Source organism: Streptomyces xingningensis (genome assembly GCF_054957865.1).
Map to the genome: position 1 here is coordinate 1 of NZ_JBDJPF010000093.1, position 16,717 is coordinate 16,717.

Sequence of the window (16,717 nt, forward strand, 5' to 3'; positions counted from 1 at the left end):
TGCTCCGCCTTGCGATCCTCCCCCAGCTAACGCTGGGAGGTGCCCCCATCACCAGGCGCCGCGGAACCCGCACCGACCCATCGGACACCCCCTAGCGCGCGGCGGCGATCCGGGCAGGCACCGGGGGCGGCGCCGGAAGGGCCGGCGGGATGACCCGGGGGGTGCGCGCCAGCGGTGGCAGCACGGGGGCGGCGCGCAGCAGCGACAGCGCGGCGGCCGTGGCGGAGGCCACCGCCGTGGGCATCCCGGCCGGCCCCGCCAGCGCGGTGCCCGACACCTGAGGATCCTCGGCCCGGGCCCGGGGCGCCTCGACGGCCGTCTCCAACGGCTGCGCGCCGACCAGCGCGAAGGCGGCTATCGACACGGCTCCGGCCGCCGCGAAGGCGAAGCGCCGACCGCGCGAGCGGCCGACGTCATGCGTCCGGAAGCCGCGCTCCCGAGGCCTCGGGGTGCTGACCGGAAGCAGGGCGAACGCCTCGACCCGACCGCCGATTGCGCCTTTTCCCTGGCCGCCGGGGCCGCGCCCGTCATCCCGCTCGTCGTCGTCGGCGACACCGGCGCCGGGCAGGCCCTGCAGCCGGGCCAGCAGGCCCTCGGACAGCGGCGGGGGCGCCGCCTGGGCGAACACGCTTTTGAGCCGACGCTGCGCGTCGGCTTCCGCTTTGCACTTCCAGCAGGTCGCCAGGTGCGCCAGCACCCGCTCCCGCGAATCGTGCCCCAATTCCCCGTCGACCAGGGCCGCGAGGCGGTCGCCGAGATGGTGCTCGGCGGGGGACTGACCGCCTGATCCGGTCACGCGATCCCGACCTCCCCTCGCAGCGGGATACCGGCCGACAGCTCGGCCGTCACGGTGCGCTGCTCGGCCCGGGCGGCGGGCGAGCGGTGCCGAAGCGCTTTGCGCAGATGGGAGCGGCCGCGGTGGATACGGCTGCGCACGGTGCCGAGCTTGACGCCGAGCGTGGCGGCGATCTCCTCGTAGGACAGACCCTCGATGTCGCACAGGACGACCGCGGCGCGGAACTCCGGAGCGAGGGTGTCCAGTGCCTGCTGGACGTCCGCGTCGAAGTGGGTGTCGTTGAAGTGCTGCTGGGGGGACGGCTCACGGCTGGGGAGCCGCTCCGCGGCGTCGTCGCCCAGCGCGTCGAAGCGGATGCGCTGGCGGCGGCGGACCATGTCGAGGAAGAGGTTGGTGGTGATGCGGTGCAGCCACCCCTCGAAGGTGCCCGGGGTGTAGGTGGACAGCGAGCGGAACACCCGGACGAAGACCTCCTGGGTCAAGTCCTCGGCGTCGTGCTGGTTGCCGGTGAGGCGATAGGCGAGGCGGTAGACCCGTGCGCTGTGCGTGCTGACGATCTCCTCCCAGGTGGGAGGGGTCCACGCCGGCGAATCCGCGTCGGTGGCGAAGGTCGCGGTGGCGGAATCTGGGGTGCGCGGGTTGTCAGCGGTGTTGGTCACGGATTTCGGCTCGACGGCGGACCTGCGAAAGCGCCTCAGCACTCCCCGACGGTCGACGGCCGTAGCCGCACCTCCCCTGTCGGCTCTGGTGGTGTCCAGTGGAGCCCCTACCATATCCACCTCGCCCGTTAGCTCCGGATAAGGAATTTTGACCTGCTTTTTGGTCTTGTTTCCTGGCCCTCCAGCCCGACCCCTCCTCCCCCTGAACGCACGGTCCCATCTGCGGGTTCCCGGGGGCAGCGGATACAGTCACGGTTGCGTCGACCCATGGGGACAGGAGAGGGCCATTACCGGCAACCGGCAGACGAGCTGGGCGTTCGCCGATGCGTACGGCGTCGAGCACATCGATGACGCGGCACTGCGCTGGGCCCGGGACCGGGCGCTCGAGGCGGGGCTGCGCTCGGTGTCGTCCGGCACCGGCTCCGCGCTGCGCCTGCTCGCCGCGGCGGCGGACGCCAAGGCCGTCGCCGAGATCGGCACGGGCACCGGGGTCTCCGGCATCCACCTCCTGCACGGCATGCGCCCCGACGGCGTGCTGACCACGGTGGACAGCGACCCCGAGTGCCAGCAGTTCGCCCGCCAGGCGTTCCGCGCCGCGGGCTTCGCGGGCAACCGCGCGCGCTTCATCCCGGGCCGTGCGCTGGAAGTGCTGCCGCGCCTCGCGGACCGCGGGTACGACCTGGTGTTCTGCGACGGCGACCGGCTGGAGTACCTGGACTACCTAGCGGAATCGTTGCGCCTGCTGCGGCCCGGCGGACTGGTCTGCTTCGAGGGCGTCTTCGCGGACGGCCGCACCGTGGACTCCGCCGCGCAGCCCGCCGAGGTCCAGCGGCTGCGCGAACTGCTGCGGGCCGTACGGGAGTCGACCGTGCTGCTGCCCTGCCTGCTGCCGGTCGGCGACGGACTGCTGTGCGCCGTCCGGCGCGGCTGACCGGCGCCGCCGGGGCGGGGGCCGAGACGCTCCTGCCCCGGAGCCGGGCGGACCGGCTGCCGGGGCAGGGGGAAAACCGTGGTCGCGGGTCAGCCGACGACCCGTGTCAGGGCATCCCCCAGGGCCTCGGCCTCATCGGGGGTCAGCTCGACGACGAGACGACCGCCGCCCTCGAGCGGAACCCGCATGACGATGCCCCGCCCCTCCTTGGTCACCTCGAGCGGGCCATCGCCCGTCCGCGGCTTCATGGCCGCCATGCTCGTTCCCCTTCCTGAAACCAGCCCGTCGCAGCCGACAACCCAGGTGTCACCGGCATCGAACACATTGCTTCCAGGCCATTATCCCGCATCGTGCGACCCAATGACCAACATCGGTCCGCATCCCTTCGGCAACACGCTCCGGCAAAACCACTCAATTCGGCGATTGCGCAGCAGTTCCGCCGCAATGTCGTGACCGCACCGAGACGCGATTCTTTGACGCAGGTCACATATCGGCCGACGGGGATCTGCGGCAAGCTGACCGCTGATTGCTGCCGACGAAGGGGACCGCACCATGGCCGACACCGTGTTGTACCAGGTGACCGAAGGGCTCGCGACGATCACCCTGAACCGCCCCGATGCCATGAACGCGCTGAACTCGGAGCTCAAGGCCGCGCTCCGGGACGCTCTGCGGCAGGCCGCCGACGACCGGGCCGTCCGGGCCGTGCTGCTGACCGGCGGCGGCCGCGCCTTCTGCGTCGGGCAGGACCTCAAGGAGCACACCGGGTCGCTGGCCGCGGACCGGGAGCATGGCACCAGGCTGACCATGAACACCGTCCGGGAGCACTACTCCCCGATCACCCTGGCGATCGCCACCATGGCCAAGCCGGTCGTCGCCGGGGTCAACGGGGCCGCGGCGGGCGCGGGGGCGGGCTTCGCCTTCGCCGCCGACTACCGGGTGGTCGCCGACACCGCCGCGTTCAACACCGCGTTCGCCGGGGTGGCGCTCTCCGCCGACTCGGGCGTCTCCTGGACCCTGCCCCGGCTCATCGGCCATGGCCGCGCGGCCGACCTGCTGCTGTTCCCGCGCAATGTGGGCGCGGCCGAGGCGCTTCAACTGGGCATCGCCAACAAGGTCGTGGCGGCCTCGGAGCTCGCCGCCGAGGCTACGGCCGTGGCCCGCCGGCTGGCCGAGGGGCCGACCGGCGCCTATGCCGCGCTCAAGGAGTCGCTGGCCTACGGTGCCGACCATTCGCTGGCCCGGACGCTGGCCAAGGAGGAGGAACTGCAGTTCGCGGCGGGGGCCTCCGAGGACCATGCGATCGCGGTGGAGGCGTTTCTGCGGAAGGAACGGCCGCGCTTCACCGGGCGGTGAGCGATTCGCCCATGCCCGGGCGGGCCCGTGGACCGGCCCGCCCGGACACCCCTCAGGCCGGCGGACCCGCTCAACCAACGGACCCGCGCGCATGGCAGCCCGCCAAATGGTCGTTCACCAGCCCGCACGCCTGCATCAGCGCATAGGCCGTGGTGGGCCCGACGAACCGGAAGCCCCGCTTCTTGAGCTCCTTGGCCAGCGCCGTCGACTCCGGCGTCACCGCGGGCACCTCCCCGGCCGTGCGCGGGGCGCGCTGCGCCTCCGGCGCATACGACCAGAGGAACTCGGTGAGCTCCCCGGGCCGCCAGTCGGCGGCCACCCGCGCATTGTTGATCGCCGCCGCGATCTTCGCGCGGTTGCGGATGATGCCCGGGTCGGCCAGCAGCCGCTCGGCGTCCGCCTCCGTGAAGGCCGCCACCTTGGCGATGGAGAACCCGGCGAACGCGGCACGGAACCCCTCACGGCGGCGCAGGATCGTCAGCCAGGAGAGCCCGGACTGGAATGCCTCCAGGCATATCCGCTCAAACATGGCGTCATCGCCATGCACCGGATGCCCCCACTCGGTGTCGTGGTAGAAGCGGTAGTCCGCCATCGACTCCGTCTCCAGGCCCCAGGGGCAACGCGCCAGCCCGTCCGGCCCGACGATCACTCCGCTCACTCCCGGCCCTCCTCAGCGTTGTTCTTGGGGTCTCTGGGGTTCTTGGGCTCCCCGCCGGGCCTGCGCCCCGGGGCACCGCCCGTCGCAGCGGCCCGGGCCCCGGCGAGCGCCGCCTCCAGGGTGGCGATCCGCGCATCCCGCTCGGCCAGCTCGGCGCCGAGCCGGTCCAGGACGTCATCGGTCTCCGCCATGCGATAGCCGCGCGGCGCCATCGGCAGGCGCAGCGCCTCGACATCGGACCGGCCCAACGGCCGGTCGGGGGGCAGCGGCCAGGAGATCCGGTCCGGCGGCGCCTCGGGCAGCACCCCGCCGCGCCCGCCGAGGACGGCGAGCGTGACCGCGCCGACCACCACGATCAGCGCGATGAGCAAGAACCAGAACACGACCATCTCCCCGTGGGTGCGGCGCACGGATTCCGTCAATCGATCCGTCATCCCCGATCGTGCCATGGGGCACCGACAGTTACCGGCGTTTCCCTCCCGATGCCGGTCGGGGAAGCCCCGGTGACCTGCGATTGCGGCCGGGGGTCCGGGGGCCGCGCGGCGGAGCCGCCGGTGTCACGGCCCCGGGAAGGCGCAGTAGGGTCGCTGCCGGACCATGGAGAGGGAGTGCGGGAAATGCTGCGGCTGGGACGACGCGAGTTCGACGCCCGGGAACCGGTGATCATGGCGATCGTCAACCGGACGCCGGACTCCTTCTACGACCAGGGCGCCACCTTCCGCGACGAGGCCGCGCTCGCCCGGGTGGAACAGGCGGTCGCGGAGGGCGCCGCGATCGTCGACATCGGCGGGGTGAAGGCCGGTCCCGGCGCGGAGGTGACCGCCGAGGAGGAGGCGCGGCGCACGGTCGGCTTCGTCGCCGAGGTGCGCAGGCGCCACCCGGACGTGGTGATCAGCGTGGACACCTGGCGGCACGAGGTCGGCGAGGCGGTCTGCGAGGCGGGCGCGGATGTGCTCAACGACGCCTGGGGCGGGGTGGACCCCAGGCTGGCCGAGGTCGCCGCGCGGTACGGGGCCGGGCTGGTGTGCACCCATGCGGGCGGCGCCCGGCCGCGCACCCGGCCGCACCGGGTCGCCTACCACGATGTACTGGCGGACATTCTCCGGGTGACCCTCCAACTGGCCGACCGGGCCGTGGCGTTGGGCGTCCGGCGGGACGGCATCATGATCGACCCGGGCCATGACTTCGGGAAGAACACCCGGCACTCGCTGGAGGCGACCCGGCGGCTGGGCGAGCTGACGGAGACGGGGTGGCCGGTGCTGGTCTCCCTGTCCAACAAGGACTTCGTGGGCGAGACGCTGGACAAGCCGGTGAAGGAGCGGCTGCTGGGCACGCTGGCGACGACCGCCGTCTCGGCGTGGCTGGGGGCACAGGTCTACCGGGTGCACGAAGTGGCCGAGACCAAGCAGGTGTTGGACATGGTGGCGTCCATCGCGGGACACCGGGCACCGGCCGTCGCCCGGCGGGGGCTGGCCTAGGGTGCTTCTGACGCCCCCGCCCGGAACCGGCCGGCTACGGCATCAGCCCGGCCTCCTTGGTGACCACGCCGATCGCCTCTTCCACATCGTCGGTGACATGGAACAGCTGGACATCCGCCGCCCCCACCTTGCCCTGGGCGACTAGCGTGCCCTCCAGCCAGTCGACCAGGCCCCGCCAGTAGTCCGTGCCGAACAGCACGATCGGGAAGCGGGTGACCTTCTTGGTCTGCACCAGAGTGAGGGCCTCGAACAGCTCGTCAAGAGTGCCCAGTCCGCCCGGCAGCACCACAAAACCGCTCGCGTACTTCACAAACATGGTCTTGCGGACAAAGAAGTAACGGAAGTCGACGCCGAGGTTCACATAGGGGTTGATCCCCTGCTCGAAGGGGAGCTCGATGCCGAGCCCGACCGAGACGCCGCCCGCCTCCATCGCACCCTTGTTGGCGGCCTCCATCGCGCCCGGCCCGCCGCCGGTGATCACCGCGAAGCCCGCCTCGACCAGCCCGCGCCCGATGGCCACCCCGGCTTCGTACTCGGCGGTGCCCCGCTGGGTGCGCGCGGAGCCGAACACACTGATCGCCGGGGGCAGTTCGGCGAGCGCGCCAAAGCCCTCGACGAACTCGGACTGGATGCGCAGCACCCGGAAGGGGTCCTCGTGCACCCAGTCCGCGGTGCCCCGGGTGTCCAGCAGATGCTGGTCCGTGGTGCCCTGCTGCATCTGGCCGTGCCGGCGCAGCACCGGCCCCCGCCGCTGCTCCCGCCGCGCCCGCGTCCCCTCGGGATCGCCCATGGTGTGCTCCCTCCACAAGGAAAATCGTGCGGTTCAGGGTAGGCCACCGGGAGTCACTCCCGGGTCACCGGTCAAGAGGTGAGCCAGGCCCGCAGCCGCTGCTCGCAGTGCCGGATCCGGTCCACGGCCACCCGCTCGTCCCGCTTGTGCGCGTACAGGGCGTCCCCGGGCCCGTAGTTGACAGCGGGCACGCCGAGGGCACTGAAGCGGGAGACGTCCGTCCAGCCGAACTTCGGCTGGGGCGTGCCGCCCACGGCCCGCATGAAGGCCACCGCGGCCGGGTGCGACAGGCCGGGCAGCGCGCCGCCGGAGTGGTCGTCGACCGTGAACTCGGCGACGCCGCAGTCCGCGAACACCTCGCGGACATGCGCAAGGGCCTCCTCGGGGGTGCGGTCGGGCGCGTAGCGGAAGTTGACCGCGACCGTGCACTCGTCCGGGATGACGTTGTTGGCGACGCCGCCCTCGATCCGTACCGCGTTGAGGCCCTCCCGGTACTCGAGACCGTCGATGACGGGCCGCCGGGGTTGGTACGAGGCGAGGCGGGCGAGGATCGGGGCGGCGCCGTGGATCGCGTTGGCGCCCATCCAGCCGCGCGCCGAGTGGGCGCGCTCGCCGGTGGTGCGCAGCAGGACCCGCAGGGTGCCCTGACAGCCGCCCTCCACCTGGGTGTCGGAGGGCTCCAGGAGCACGGCGAAGTCGCCCGTGAGCCACCGGGGGCGGGCCTCGGCGAGGTGGCCGAGGCCGTTGAGGTGGGCGGCGACCTCCTCGTTGTCGTAGAAGATGAAGGTGAGGTCGCGGTTGGGCGCGGGGACGGTGGCGGCGATGCGCAGCTGCACGGCCACGCCGGACTTCATGTCGCTGGTGCCGCAGCCCCACAGGATCCCGTCGTCGTCGAGGTGCGAGGGGACGTTGTCCGCGATCGGCACGGTGTCGATGTGCCCGGCGAGGATGACCCGTTCGGCGCGGCCCAGCTCGGTCCGGGCGACGACGTTGTTGCCGTACCGGTCCACCGTCAGATGGGGTACCGCGCACAGCGCTTGCTCGATGGCGTCGGCGAGAGCCTTCTCGTTCCCGCTCACTGACGGGAAGTCGACAAGCCGGGCGGTGAGGTCGGCGGCGTCGAGGGACAGGTCGAGTGCGGCATGGTCCATGGCTCGACCCTAACGCCCGGGCCGACGGCACTGCCCGGGCCGACGGATCACCGAATCCGTCAAGTAACGTGGGCCGCATGTCCCGGAACTCCGTCGCCCGCCGCGGCCGACTGCTGCGCTTCGTGGCCGCCTGTGCCGTGCTGTTGGCGCTGATCGGGTATCTGGTGACGCATTTCCTGACCGGCGGTCCGGGGGCCCCGCGCTGTACGGCCGAGGCCGATGGGGAGAGCTACTCGCTCGACCCCGAGCAGGCGGGCAACGCCGCAACGATCACCGCGGTGGGGACCTCGCGGCAGAAGCCGATGCCGGAGCGGGGCGTCACCATCGCGCTGGCCACCGCCATGCAGGAGTCGGGGCTGCGCAACATCCACCACGGCGACCGGGATTCGCTGGGGCTGTTCCAGCAGCGGCCGAGCCAGGGCTGGGGCACGGCCGGGCAGATCACCGATCCGGTGTACGCGGCAGGGGCGTTCTACGAACGTCTGGACGACCTGAAGGGCTGGTCCCGGCTGCCGCTGACGGTGGCCGCGCAGAAGGTGCAGCACAGCGGCTTTCCCCAGGCCTACGCCAAGCACGAGCGGAACGCGACCCTGCTCGCCTCGGCCCTGACGGGCCGGGTTCCGGCGGCGTTCAGCTGCTCGGTCAGCCCGAGCGACGGCAAGCCGGGCGACCCCTCGGCGGTACGGGCGGGGCTCAAGCGCGACTTCGGCGCGGTGGTGCCGCCCGCGCCGGGCGGCGGCAAGGGCGGTACCGGCGGCGGTGCCCACACGGTGACGGTCCCGGTCCGGCTGGTGCACGCGGCCGCCACCGAGAACGACCCGCGGCGGCGTGGCTGGGAACTGGCCTCCTGGGCGGTGGCGCACGCGACCGAGCTGCGCATCGACCGGGTGTCCTACGACGGCCGGGAGTGGGTCGCCAAGCAGTCCCGCGACGGGTGGCAGCGGGCTTCCCGGGATGACGCGCCGTCCCAGGGGGACCCCTTGAGCGCGGTCCGGATCAGCGTCGCTCACTAGTACGGCCGTACCTCCGCCCGGGCTATGCGCGCGGGCCGGAGGTTGCCGCGCCCGTCACTCCCGCGCGCACTCCGGGAGCCGACGGCGCACCCCTTGAGAACAAAGGGTTGTAAGCCTTTTACGCCCCCTACACCCCCGTCTCGTTTGCCCGATTGTTCACAGAACCGATAATGCGACGCATTGCAAACTCTTTACCCTTGGGCACCGCAACCTTCATGGGACTCGGGCGGTAGTCACTGCGTCCGCTCGCCGGACAGCAAACGACCCGTTAACTCCGCCAAAGGAGCAACATGTCCCTCCCCCTCACGCGTCGGATCGCCCGAGTGGCCCTGCTCGTCGCAGCGGGTGCCGCTCCCGTTGTCGGCGCGGCCGGTGCCGCGAGCGCTGCGGACCTCACTCAGGCCCCCGACCTGGGCGGACTGACCGCGGTGGACGGCGCGCACCTCGGCAACCACGTCGAAAGCGCCTCCCAGCAGGCCGGCGCCGTGACGGCGGACGTCGGGAACAAGGCTGTCCACACCGCGGTACCGGCCGCGGGCCAGGCACTCGGCACGGCCGGCAAGACCGGCAAGGCCACCCTCCAGTCCGGCCAGCAGACCGCGGGCCAGCTGGCGGGCTCCACCGGCTCGGCCGTCGGCGGTGCCGCGCAGGGCGTGACCAAGAGCGGCCTGCCGTCCACCAAGGGCCTGCCCACCGAGGGTCTGACCGGCGGCGACCAGCTGCCCCACACCCTGCCCGCCCTCGGCGGCTGAACCAGCTGGCCCAACAGCACATCGCAGACAGCGCGCGGGGGCCCGGGAGAACTCTTCCCGGGCCCCCGCGCGTACGCGCGCACCGCGCGATGCGTACCGCTAGTCGGACAGGCGGCGGACGGCGGCCTCCACCCGCTCGTCGGTGGCGGTGAAGGCAATCCGTACGAAGCGCTCGCCCGCCTCGCCGTAGAACTCCCCCGGCGCGACGAGGATGCCGCGCTTGGACAGGTCCGCGACGGTGTCCCAGCACGGCTCGTCCCGGGTCGCCCACAGGTACAGCGAGGCCTCGCTGTGTTCGATCCGGAAGCCCGCGCCCTCGAAGGCGGCCCGCAGGGCGGCCCGGCGGTGGGCGTAGCGGGCCCGCTGCTCGGTGACGTGCGCGGTGTCGCCCAGTGCCGCGACGGCGGCGGCCTGCACCGGGGCGGCGACCATCAGGCCGCCGTGCTTGCGGATCTGCAGCAGCTCGCCCAGCACGGCGGGGTCACCGGCGATGAACGCGGCCCGGTAGCCCGCCAGGTTGGAGCGCTTGGACAGCGAATGGACGGCGACCACGCCCTCGTACGTCCCACCGCAGACGTCCGGGTGCAGCACCGAGACCGGGTCGGCCTCCCAGCCCAGCTCCAGGTAGCACTCGTCGCTGAACACCAGCACCCCGTGCGACCGCGCCCAGGCGACCGTGCGGCGCAGCTCTTCCGGCGACAGCACCCGGCCGGTGGGGTTGGACGGGGAGTTGAGCCACAGCAGCTTCAGCCCGGCCGGATCCAGCTCCATAGGGTCGTCGTAGAACACCGGCTCGGCGCCCGCCAGCCGGGCACCGACCTCATAGGTGGGGTAGGCGAGCCTGGGGAGGGCGACCCGGTCGCCGGGGCCCAGGCCCAGCTGGGTGGGCAGCCAGGCCACCAGCTCCTTGGAGCCGACCACCGGCAGCACATGGGCGTGCGTCAGCCGCTCCGCGCCCAGCCGGCGCTCCGCCCAGCCGGTGAGCGCGTCGCGCAGCGCGGGCGTGCCCCACACCGTGGGATAGCCGGGGCTGTCGGCGGCCTCCGCGAGCGCCCGCTGGACCAGCGCGGGCACCGGGTCCACCGGGGTGCCGACGGACAGGTCCACGATGCCGTCGGGGTGCACGGCGGCGGCGGCCTTGTAGGGGTCGAGGCGGTCCCAGGGGAAGACCGGGAGGCGGGAGGAGACGGGGCTGACGGGGCTCACGGCGCTCGCTCTCTTGCGCTAGGGGTGACGCTGGGGTGTTGAAATGCCGCGGCCCCGTACGGTGGTCGGGCCGTACGGGGCCGGGGGCGGGCTATGGGCGGATCACTGGTTCTGCGGCGGCAGAGCGGCGATGAAGGGGTGGTCGCGCTCGATCAGGCCGAGCTTGGAGGCACCACCGGGCGAGCCGAGCTCGTCGAAGAACTCGACATTCGCCTTGTAGTAGTCCTTCCACTCGTCCGGGGTGTCGTCCTCGTAGAAGATCGCTTCCACCGGGCAGACCGGCTCACAGGCACCGCAGTCGACACACTCGTCCGGGTGGATGTACAAGGACCGGGAGCCCTCGTAGATGCAGTCGACGGGGCACTCCTCGATGCACGCCTTGTCCTTCACGTCGACACAAGGCTGCGCGATGACGTAGGTCACGCTGTCGTTCCTCCTCGGTAGGGGTCATCTCGCGCGGGAGCGCGGCGTCGTCGATGCCCACACCTAGTATCTCCGTTCCCGGGCACTTGACGAACAGGAGGGGCGGGGAGAGCTGTGGAATTCACCACGGGCGGACGGCTGGAAGTACGGATCAATCCCACTGATTCAGGAAAAAGGGTATCCGTACGGTCTTTGAACGACCGTACGCGCTCGCCCGAGAGGTTCACCGACACGGTCGGCGTGCTTGACTCCTGGAGCCACGGTGTGCTGCGGATCACACGGCGGAGCGGAGAGACGGTCGAGATCGCGGAATCCTCGCTCGTCGCGGGCAAGGTGGTCCCGCGGGCCCCGGCCCGGCACCGAGGTCCAGCGGCGACCGTTCGCGAGCTCCAGGAGACCGCCGCCCGCGGCTGGCCCGCGCCGGAGACCGAGCGGCTGGGCGAGTGGACGCTGCGCGCGGCGGGCGGTTTCACCGCGCGCGCCAACTCCGCGCTGCCGCTGGGCGATTGCGGGCTGCCACTGCCGGCGGCGGTGGACCGGGTCGCCGAGTGGTACGCCCGGCGCGGGCTGCCCGCCCGCCTCCAGGTCACCACCGGGGACCCGGACCTGGACCGGCGGCTGGACGCGGAGCTGGACCGGCGCGGCTGGACCACCGAGCGCCCCGCCCTGATGCGCACGGCCGCACTGGCACCGATCGCCGACCCGGACGCGGGCCCGGACGTCGGCCTCGGGGCCGTACGGCTGTCCCGGGAGCCGGACGAGGCCTGGCTCACGGCATACGGCCGCGGCCCGGCGGATGCCGCGCGGGCGGTGCTCCTGGGCGGGCCGTCGGTGTGGTTCGCCACGGTGCGGGGTGACGACGGAGTGTCCGCCCTGGCGCGCTGTGCCGTCGACGGCCGCTGGGCCGGGTTCACCGCCCTGCGGGTGAGCCCCGGCAGCCGTCGGGAAGGGCTGGGCACACTGGTCCTGGCCCGGCTGGCACGGCAGGCGCTCGACGAGGGCGCCTCGGCCGCGTATCTGCAGGTGGAGCGGGACAACGAGCCGGCTGCCGCGCTCTTCGACCGGCTGGGCTTCCGCGCCCACCACGCCTACCACTACCGGAAGCTGGACTGCGGGCATGAGTGACACCACCGGCCGGGAACGGTTCGCCGAGGCCGCGCGCGACGCCCGGCCCGATCTCGCGCGGCTCTGCCTGCTGATCGCCGCCGAGGCGGAGCCGGAGCTGGGCGAGGCCTCCTTCGACGCCGCACAGCTGGAACTCGACCGGCTCGCGGGTTCGCTGCCCGCGCTGGGGCGGCACGCGGAACCCGGGCACTGGGCCGCGGCGCTGCAGCGGCTGCTCGGCGAGGAGTGCGGCTTCCGCGGCTCCCCGGCCGACTACCGGCGGCTGGAGTCCTCGCTCCTCGACCGGGTGCTGGAGCACCGGCGCGGGCTGCCGATCCTGCTGTCCGTGGTGTGGCTGGAGGTCGCGCGACGGGCCGGTGCCCCGGTGTACGGGGTGGCGCTGCCCGGCCACTTCGTCGTCGGCCTCGGCGACCCGTACGGGGCGCATGTGCTGGTCGACCCCTTCGACGGCGGACGGCCGCTGTCCGAGGAGCAGGCCGGGCGGCTGATCGCGGGCTCGGCCGGGACCCCGCCGGCGGCCTCGGCGTTCTCCCCGGCCGAGCCGCTGGAGATCGTGCTGCGCATCCTGAACAACATCCGCGCCTGGGCGGCGGCCCGCCCCGAGCGCAGCGGCGTACAGCTGTGGGCCGTGGAGCTCTCCCTGCTGCTGCCCAGCCATCCGGCACGGCTGCGCCACGAGCACGCCGAGCTGCTGGTCGAGCGCGGCGACTTCGCTCGCGGGGCACGGGAGCTGGAGGAGTACGCGGAAGTGATCGCCGCCCTGGAGCCGGCCGCCGCGGAATCCGTCCGCCACCAGGCACTGGCCGCCCGGGCGATGCTGAACTGACGGCGCACTGATGGCTCGCTGACGGCTCGCGGACCGGAGGATCCGGGAGATCGTGCACCATATGGGGGTGCAGTTCTCAATCCTGGGCCAAGTGGCGGTGTACGAGTCCGGGCGGCCGCTCCCGCTCGGCGGTGCCCGGGTGCGCGCCATGCTCGGGCTGCTCGCCCTCGAACCCGGCCGGACGGTACCGGCCGAACGGCTGGTCGACGGCCTGTGGGGGGACGAGCCGCCGGCCAAGCCCCGCAACGCCCTGGCGACGCTCGTCAAACGGCTGCGCGCCGCCCTCGGCGACCCGGAACTGGTGCACGGCGGGACCACCGGCTACTCCCTCGCGGTGGACCCGGACGCCGTCGACGCGGTGCGGTTCGCCCGGCTCGCCGAACGCGGCGCCACCGCCCTGGCCTCGGGCGACCACCGGGGCGCCGGCCCGGTGCTGGCGGAGGCGCTCGCGCTGTGGCAGGGCCCCGTCGCACTGGCGGATGTGACCGCTGCCGCGCCCTACGCGGCCCCGGCGGCGGCCCGGCTGACGGAGCTTCGGCTGCGGACGGTGGAGCAGCTCGCCACCGCCCACCTCGCCGCCGGACGGTGCCGGCAGGCCCTGGACGCGCTCACCGCCGACCGGGAGGCGCACCCGCTGCACGAGGGCCTGGCGGCCCTGGCCGTCCGGGCGCTGGCCGGGGCCGGACGGCAGTCCGACGCACTGGCGCAGTACGAGCTGACCCGGCGCCTGCTCGCCGAGGAGCTCGGCGTGGACCCCTCCCCCGAGCTGGCCGCCGCCCAGCTGGCCGTGCTGCGCGGGGAGCTCCCGGCGCCCGCACCCCCGCCGCCGACCGCGCCACCTGAGCCGCCCGCGCCCAAGCCGACCGGCCGACTGCGCCTGCCGCTCACCGGTTTCGTCGGCCGGGAGGACGAACTCGCCCGGCTGACCGCGCTGCTGGCCGACGCCCGGCTGGTCTGTCTGGTCGGCCCCGGCGGAGCGGGCAAGACCCGGCTCGCCGTCGAATGCGCCGCCGGGCTCCGGAACATGGACGTCCGGATGGTCGAGCTGGCGGCGGTGACCGATCCGGACCGGGTCCCGCAGGCGGTGCTGGCCGCGCTCGACGTCCGCGAACCGGTGCTGCAGCGCGACGAGAGCACCGCCGCCGACCCGCTGGACCGGCTAGTCCCGGCGCTGTCCGGACGACCGCTGCTGCTGGTGGTGGACAACTGCGAGCAAATCGTCGACGCGGTCGCCGAGTTCGTGGACCAGCTGCTGGGCCGCTGCCCGCAGCTGCGCGTCCTGGCCACCAGCCGGGAACCGCTGGGCATCGCCGGTGAGCAGCTGTGCCCCGTACCCCCGCTCGGCCTGCCGCCCGCCGGCGCCGGTCCGGAGCGGATCGCCGAGGCCACCGCGGTCCGGCTGTTCGCCCAGCGGGCGGCCGCCGTCCGGCCCGGCTTCACGGTCGGCGCGGACAACGCCGATGCCATCGGCGCGATCTGCACCCGGCTGGACGGCATGCCGCTGGCCATCGAACTCGCCGCCGCCCGGGCCAAGGTGCTGACCCCCCGGCAGCTGGCCGACCGGCTGGACGACCGGTTCCGGCTGCTCACCGGCGGCAGCCGCACCGCGCTGCCCCGCCAGCAGACCCTGCGGGCGGTGGTCGCCTGGAGCTGGGACCTGATGACCGAGAAGGAGGCCGAAGCCGCCCGCAGATTCTCGGTGTTCGCCGGTTCGGCCACCCTCGAGGACGCCGAGTCGGTGTGCGGCGAGGACTGCCTGGACGCCCTCCTCTCGCTCACCGGCAAATCGATCCTGGAACCCACCGACGATGGCGCCGGCGGCCGGCTGCGGATGCTGGAGACCATCCGCGCCTACGCCGCCGAGCGCCTCGCCCAGGCGGGCGAAGAACGGGAGTGGCGGCTGCGGCACGCCCGGCACTTCACCGAACTGGCCGAGGAGGCCGAGCCCGCGCTGCGCACCTCCGACCAGCTGAAGTGGATCGACCGCCTGGTCACCGAGCACGACAACTGCGCGACCGCCCTGCGTGCCGCCATCGAACTGGGCGACACCGCCCTGGCGCTGCGGCTGTGCGCGGCGCTCGGCTGGCTGTGGTGGCTGCGCGGCCAACGCGACGACGCCGCGCAGTGGTCCGGCCGAGTACTGGAGCCGGCCGGCCGCACCCCGCCGCCCGGCGCGGTACGCGCCTACGCCTCCTGCCAACTCGCCTCGCGCATCGGCGACTTCGCGCACCCCACGGACTTCACCGCCGCCGCGGCACCGCAGTGGGGGTCCGGCTCCGCCACCGACTTCGACGAGCTGGTGGCCCGGGCGGCCGCCGAAGGGCCGGTCCATCCCCTGCTGCTGATCTCCGCCGCCTCCCTCACCGCCCTCGCGGGCCACCGGGACCGGGCGGTCGAGCTGCTGGACGGATACGCGCGCTCGGCCGACCCCTGGCTGGCCGCCGCCGCGCTGCTGGTCCGCGGCAGCCTGCGGATGCACGAGCGACGGCCCGACCTGGCCGACCCCGACCTGGCGGCGGCCGCCGACGCCTTCCGGCGGCTCGGCGAACGCTGGGGCCTCAGCCAGGCACTGATGCTGCTCATCCGGCACCGCACGCTCCGCGGCGGCGGCCTGGCCGCGGCCGGTGCCCTGATGACCGAGGCGGACGGGCTGATCGCCGACTGGCTGGGCGCCGACGAGATCGTCGCCACCCTGCTGCGCCACGCCTATCTGCGGCTGCGCGGGGAGGACCTGGACGGCGCGGCAGCGGATGTGGCGCGCGCCGCGGAGGCCGCCGCGGGGGCCTCGGCGAGCTCCGCGATCCAGGTCCGGCTGGCCCGGGCCGCCGTGGCCGCCCGGCGCGGCGACTTCGACGCCGCCCTGCCCGCCTTCGAGCGCGGCCTGGCCGAGCTGGCGGCGCTGCCCGGGGCCACCCCGTACGACACCGTTTTCTCCCGCATCAACCACGGCCGCGCGCTCAGCGCCCACGGCGACCACCGGGCGGCCGTGGACCGGTTCCGCGTCGCACTGCGCGATCTCGACCAGGTGCCGTACACCCCGCTGCGGATCATGGCTCTGCTGGGCTTCGCCGCCGCGGCGGTGGCGGCCGGGGCGAGCGAACCCGCCGCGGTGGTCTTCGGCGGCTGCGCCGCGGTCTTCGGGGTGGGCCAGGGCGGCCCCGACAGCATCCGCGCCCGCGACCGCGCCCGCGCCGCGCTGGGCGACGAGGCGTACGAGGGCGCGTACGCGCGGGGCGGGGAGCTGGATCTGAGCGCACTGCTGGGCTATGCCGGGTCGGTCGAAGTGTAGGGGTTTGTGCCCCGGTCCCGCCCTTTCACCGTTTCGGGGGGGGGCGGCCCCCCCCCCCCCCCCCGCAGCCCGGGCGGGGGGGCAAAAACCCCCCGGCGGTCGTCAGACCCCCCCCCGCACCCACCCCACGCTCGCGCACCGCCGCCCCGCCCCCTCCCCACCCCCCCGCTGTAACCCCGCGGCGGGGGGGTTTTCTCCCGCTACAACCCCGGGGGGGGGGCGCCGCCGGGCCCCCCCCCACCTGTGTTGGGGGGGCCCCCCCCCCCC

Annotated in this window: 16 protein-coding genes and 1 pseudogene; 8 read left to right on the forward strand and 9 right to left on the reverse strand. The window is 73.7% G+C overall.

Annotated elements, in window-relative coordinates:
* Nucleotides 1–325 precede the first annotated feature (325 nt).
* Nucleotides 326–796, reverse strand: a pseudogene (locus tag ABCR83_RS30465) (anti-sigma factor family protein); the annotation flags it as partial.
* On the reverse strand, nt 793–1,569 hold the full coding sequence (sigE, locus tag ABCR83_RS30470; RefSeq protein WP_462698475.1) for an RNA polymerase sigma factor SigE: 777 nt from the start codon (nt 1,567–1,569) through the stop codon (nt 793–795). The pseudogene ABCR83_RS30465 and the gene sigE, both read right to left, overlap by 4 nt.
* 106 nt (nt 1,570–1,675) lie before the next feature.
* On the opposite strand from sigE, the gene ABCR83_RS30475 reads away from it, so the two are divergent.
* Nucleotides 1,676–2,386 carry an O-methyltransferase gene (locus ABCR83_RS30475; protein ID WP_462698488.1) on the forward strand — a complete coding sequence of 237 codons (711 nt, stop codon included), beginning with the start codon at nt 1,676–1,678 and terminating at the stop codon, nt 2,384–2,386.
* Nucleotides 2,387–2,475: 89 nt separating this feature from the next.
* Here ABCR83_RS30475 and ABCR83_RS30480 read toward each other — a convergent pair whose 3' ends face one another.
* Nucleotides 2,476–2,643, reverse strand: a complete 168-nt coding sequence (locus ABCR83_RS30480) for a DUF3117 domain-containing protein (RefSeq protein WP_462698476.1) — start codon at nt 2,641–2,643, stop codon at nt 2,476–2,478.
* A gap of 295 nt (nt 2,644–2,938) precedes the next feature.
* On the opposite strand from ABCR83_RS30480, the gene chcB reads away from it, so the two are divergent.
* Nucleotides 2,939–3,739, forward strand: coding sequence for a 2-cyclohexenylcarbonyl CoA isomerase (chcB, locus tag ABCR83_RS30485; protein WP_462698477.1), 801 nt, complete (start codon nt 2,939–2,941; stop codon nt 3,737–3,739).
* A 70-nt stretch (nt 3,740–3,809) separates the two neighbouring features.
* Here the strand turns inward: chcB and ABCR83_RS30490 are convergent, their stop codons facing one another.
* Nucleotides 3,810–4,397, reverse strand: coding sequence for a DNA-3-methyladenine glycosylase I (locus ABCR83_RS30490; RefSeq protein ID WP_462698478.1), 588 nt, complete (start codon nt 4,395–4,397; stop codon nt 3,810–3,812).
* Entirely contained in the window at nt 4,394–4,786 is a 393-nt protein-coding gene (locus tag ABCR83_RS30495) for a DivIVA domain-containing protein (protein WP_462698489.1), read from the reverse strand. The genes ABCR83_RS30490 and ABCR83_RS30495 overlap by 4 nt, the downstream gene beginning before the upstream one ends.
* Before the next feature lie 228 nt (nt 4,787–5,014).
* Here ABCR83_RS30495 and folP point away from each other — a divergent pair, with 228 nt between their 5' ends.
* Nucleotides 5,015–5,875, forward strand: coding sequence for a dihydropteroate synthase (gene folP / locus ABCR83_RS30500; RefSeq protein ID WP_462698490.1), 861 nt, complete (start codon nt 5,015–5,017; stop codon nt 5,873–5,875).
* A gap of 34 nt (nt 5,876–5,909) precedes the next feature.
* On the opposite strand, the gene ABCR83_RS30505 is transcribed toward folP, so the two are convergent.
* Together ABCR83_RS30505 and dapE are read right to left on the reverse strand one after the other, a co-directional pair.
* Complete coding sequence (locus ABCR83_RS30505) at nt 5,910–6,665, reverse strand: LOG family protein (protein ID WP_462698479.1); 756 nt, start codon at nt 6,663–6,665, stop codon at nt 5,910–5,912.
* A 71-nt stretch (nt 6,666–6,736) separates the two neighbouring features.
* Nucleotides 6,737–7,816, reverse strand: coding sequence for a succinyl-diaminopimelate desuccinylase (dapE, locus tag ABCR83_RS30510; protein ID WP_462698481.1), 1,080 nt, complete (start codon nt 7,814–7,816; stop codon nt 6,737–6,739).
* 77 nt (nt 7,817–7,893) lie between these two features.
* Here dapE and ABCR83_RS30515 point away from each other — a divergent pair, with 77 nt between their 5' ends.
* Complete coding sequence (locus tag ABCR83_RS30515) at nt 7,894–8,829, forward strand: transglycosylase SLT domain-containing protein (RefSeq protein WP_462698482.1); 936 nt, start codon at nt 7,894–7,896, stop codon at nt 8,827–8,829.
* Between the two features lie 290 nt (nt 8,830–9,119).
* A complete protein-coding gene (locus tag ABCR83_RS30520; RefSeq protein WP_462698483.1) occupies nt 9,120–9,581 on the forward strand; it encodes an ATP-binding protein in 462 nt (153 codons plus the stop codon).
* Nucleotides 9,582–9,680: 99 nt separating this feature from the next.
* On the opposite strand, the gene dapC is transcribed toward ABCR83_RS30520, so the two are convergent.
* Nucleotides 9,681–10,787 carry a succinyldiaminopimelate transaminase gene (dapC, locus tag ABCR83_RS30525; RefSeq protein WP_462698484.1) on the reverse strand — a complete coding sequence of 369 codons (1,107 nt, stop codon included), beginning with the start codon at nt 10,785–10,787 and terminating at the stop codon, nt 9,681–9,683.
* A 102-nt stretch (nt 10,788–10,889) separates the two neighbouring features.
* Entirely contained in the window at nt 10,890–11,210 is a 321-nt protein-coding gene (gene fdxA / locus ABCR83_RS30530) for a ferredoxin (protein WP_004950253.1), read from the reverse strand.
* 114 nt (nt 11,211–11,324) lie between these two features.
* Here fdxA and ABCR83_RS30535 point away from each other — a divergent pair, with 114 nt between their 5' ends.
* From ABCR83_RS30535 to ABCR83_RS30545, 3 genes are all read left to right on the forward strand, one after another.
* Nucleotides 11,325–12,335 carry a GNAT family N-acetyltransferase gene (locus ABCR83_RS30535; RefSeq protein WP_462698485.1) on the forward strand — a complete coding sequence of 337 codons (1,011 nt, stop codon included), beginning with the start codon at nt 11,325–11,327 and terminating at the stop codon, nt 12,333–12,335.
* Nucleotides 12,328–13,161, forward strand: a complete 834-nt coding sequence (locus tag ABCR83_RS30540; RefSeq protein ID WP_462698486.1) for a transglutaminase family protein — start codon at nt 12,328–12,330, stop codon at nt 13,159–13,161. The genes ABCR83_RS30535 and ABCR83_RS30540 overlap by 8 nt, the downstream gene beginning before the upstream one ends.
* Nucleotides 13,162–13,228: 67 nt before the next feature.
* Nucleotides 13,229–16,450 (forward strand): BTAD domain-containing putative transcriptional regulator, encoded by a 3,222-nt coding sequence (locus ABCR83_RS30545; RefSeq protein WP_462698487.1) that lies wholly within the window; start codon nt 13,229–13,231, stop codon nt 16,448–16,450.
* Nucleotides 16,451–16,717 lie beyond the last annotated feature (267 nt).

Excerpts from the sequence above, each read along its gene's own strand:
- sigE (WP_462698475.1), bottom strand. The coding sequence starts at position 1,569 with ATGGTAGGGGCTCCACTGGACACCACCAGAGCCGACAGGGGAGGTGCG.
- ABCR83_RS30480 (WP_462698476.1), bottom strand. The coding sequence starts at position 2,643 with ATGGCGGCCATGAAGCCGCGGACGGGCGATGGCCCGCTCGAGGTGACC.
- chcB (WP_462698477.1), top strand. The coding sequence starts at position 2,939 with ATGGCCGACACCGTGTTGTACCAGGTGACCGAAGGGCTCGCGACGATC.
- ABCR83_RS30495 (WP_462698489.1), bottom strand. The coding sequence starts at position 4,786 with ATGGTCGTGTTCTGGTTCTTGCTCATCGCGCTGATCGTGGTGGTCGGC.
- folP (WP_462698490.1), top strand. The coding sequence starts at position 5,015 with ATGCTGCGGCTGGGACGACGCGAGTTCGACGCCCGGGAACCGGTGATC.
- ABCR83_RS30505 (WP_462698479.1), bottom strand. The coding sequence starts at position 6,665 with ATGGGCGATCCCGAGGGGACGCGGGCGCGGCGGGAGCAGCGGCGGGGG.
- dapE (WP_462698481.1), bottom strand. The coding sequence starts at position 7,816 with ATGGACCATGCCGCACTCGACCTGTCCCTCGACGCCGCCGACCTCACC.
- ABCR83_RS30515 (WP_462698482.1), top strand. The coding sequence starts at position 7,894 with ATGTCCCGGAACTCCGTCGCCCGCCGCGGCCGACTGCTGCGCTTCGTG.
- ABCR83_RS30520 (WP_462698483.1), top strand. The coding sequence starts at position 9,120 with ATGTCCCTCCCCCTCACGCGTCGGATCGCCCGAGTGGCCCTGCTCGTC.
- ABCR83_RS30540 (WP_462698486.1), top strand. The coding sequence starts at position 12,328 with ATGAGTGACACCACCGGCCGGGAACGGTTCGCCGAGGCCGCGCGCGAC.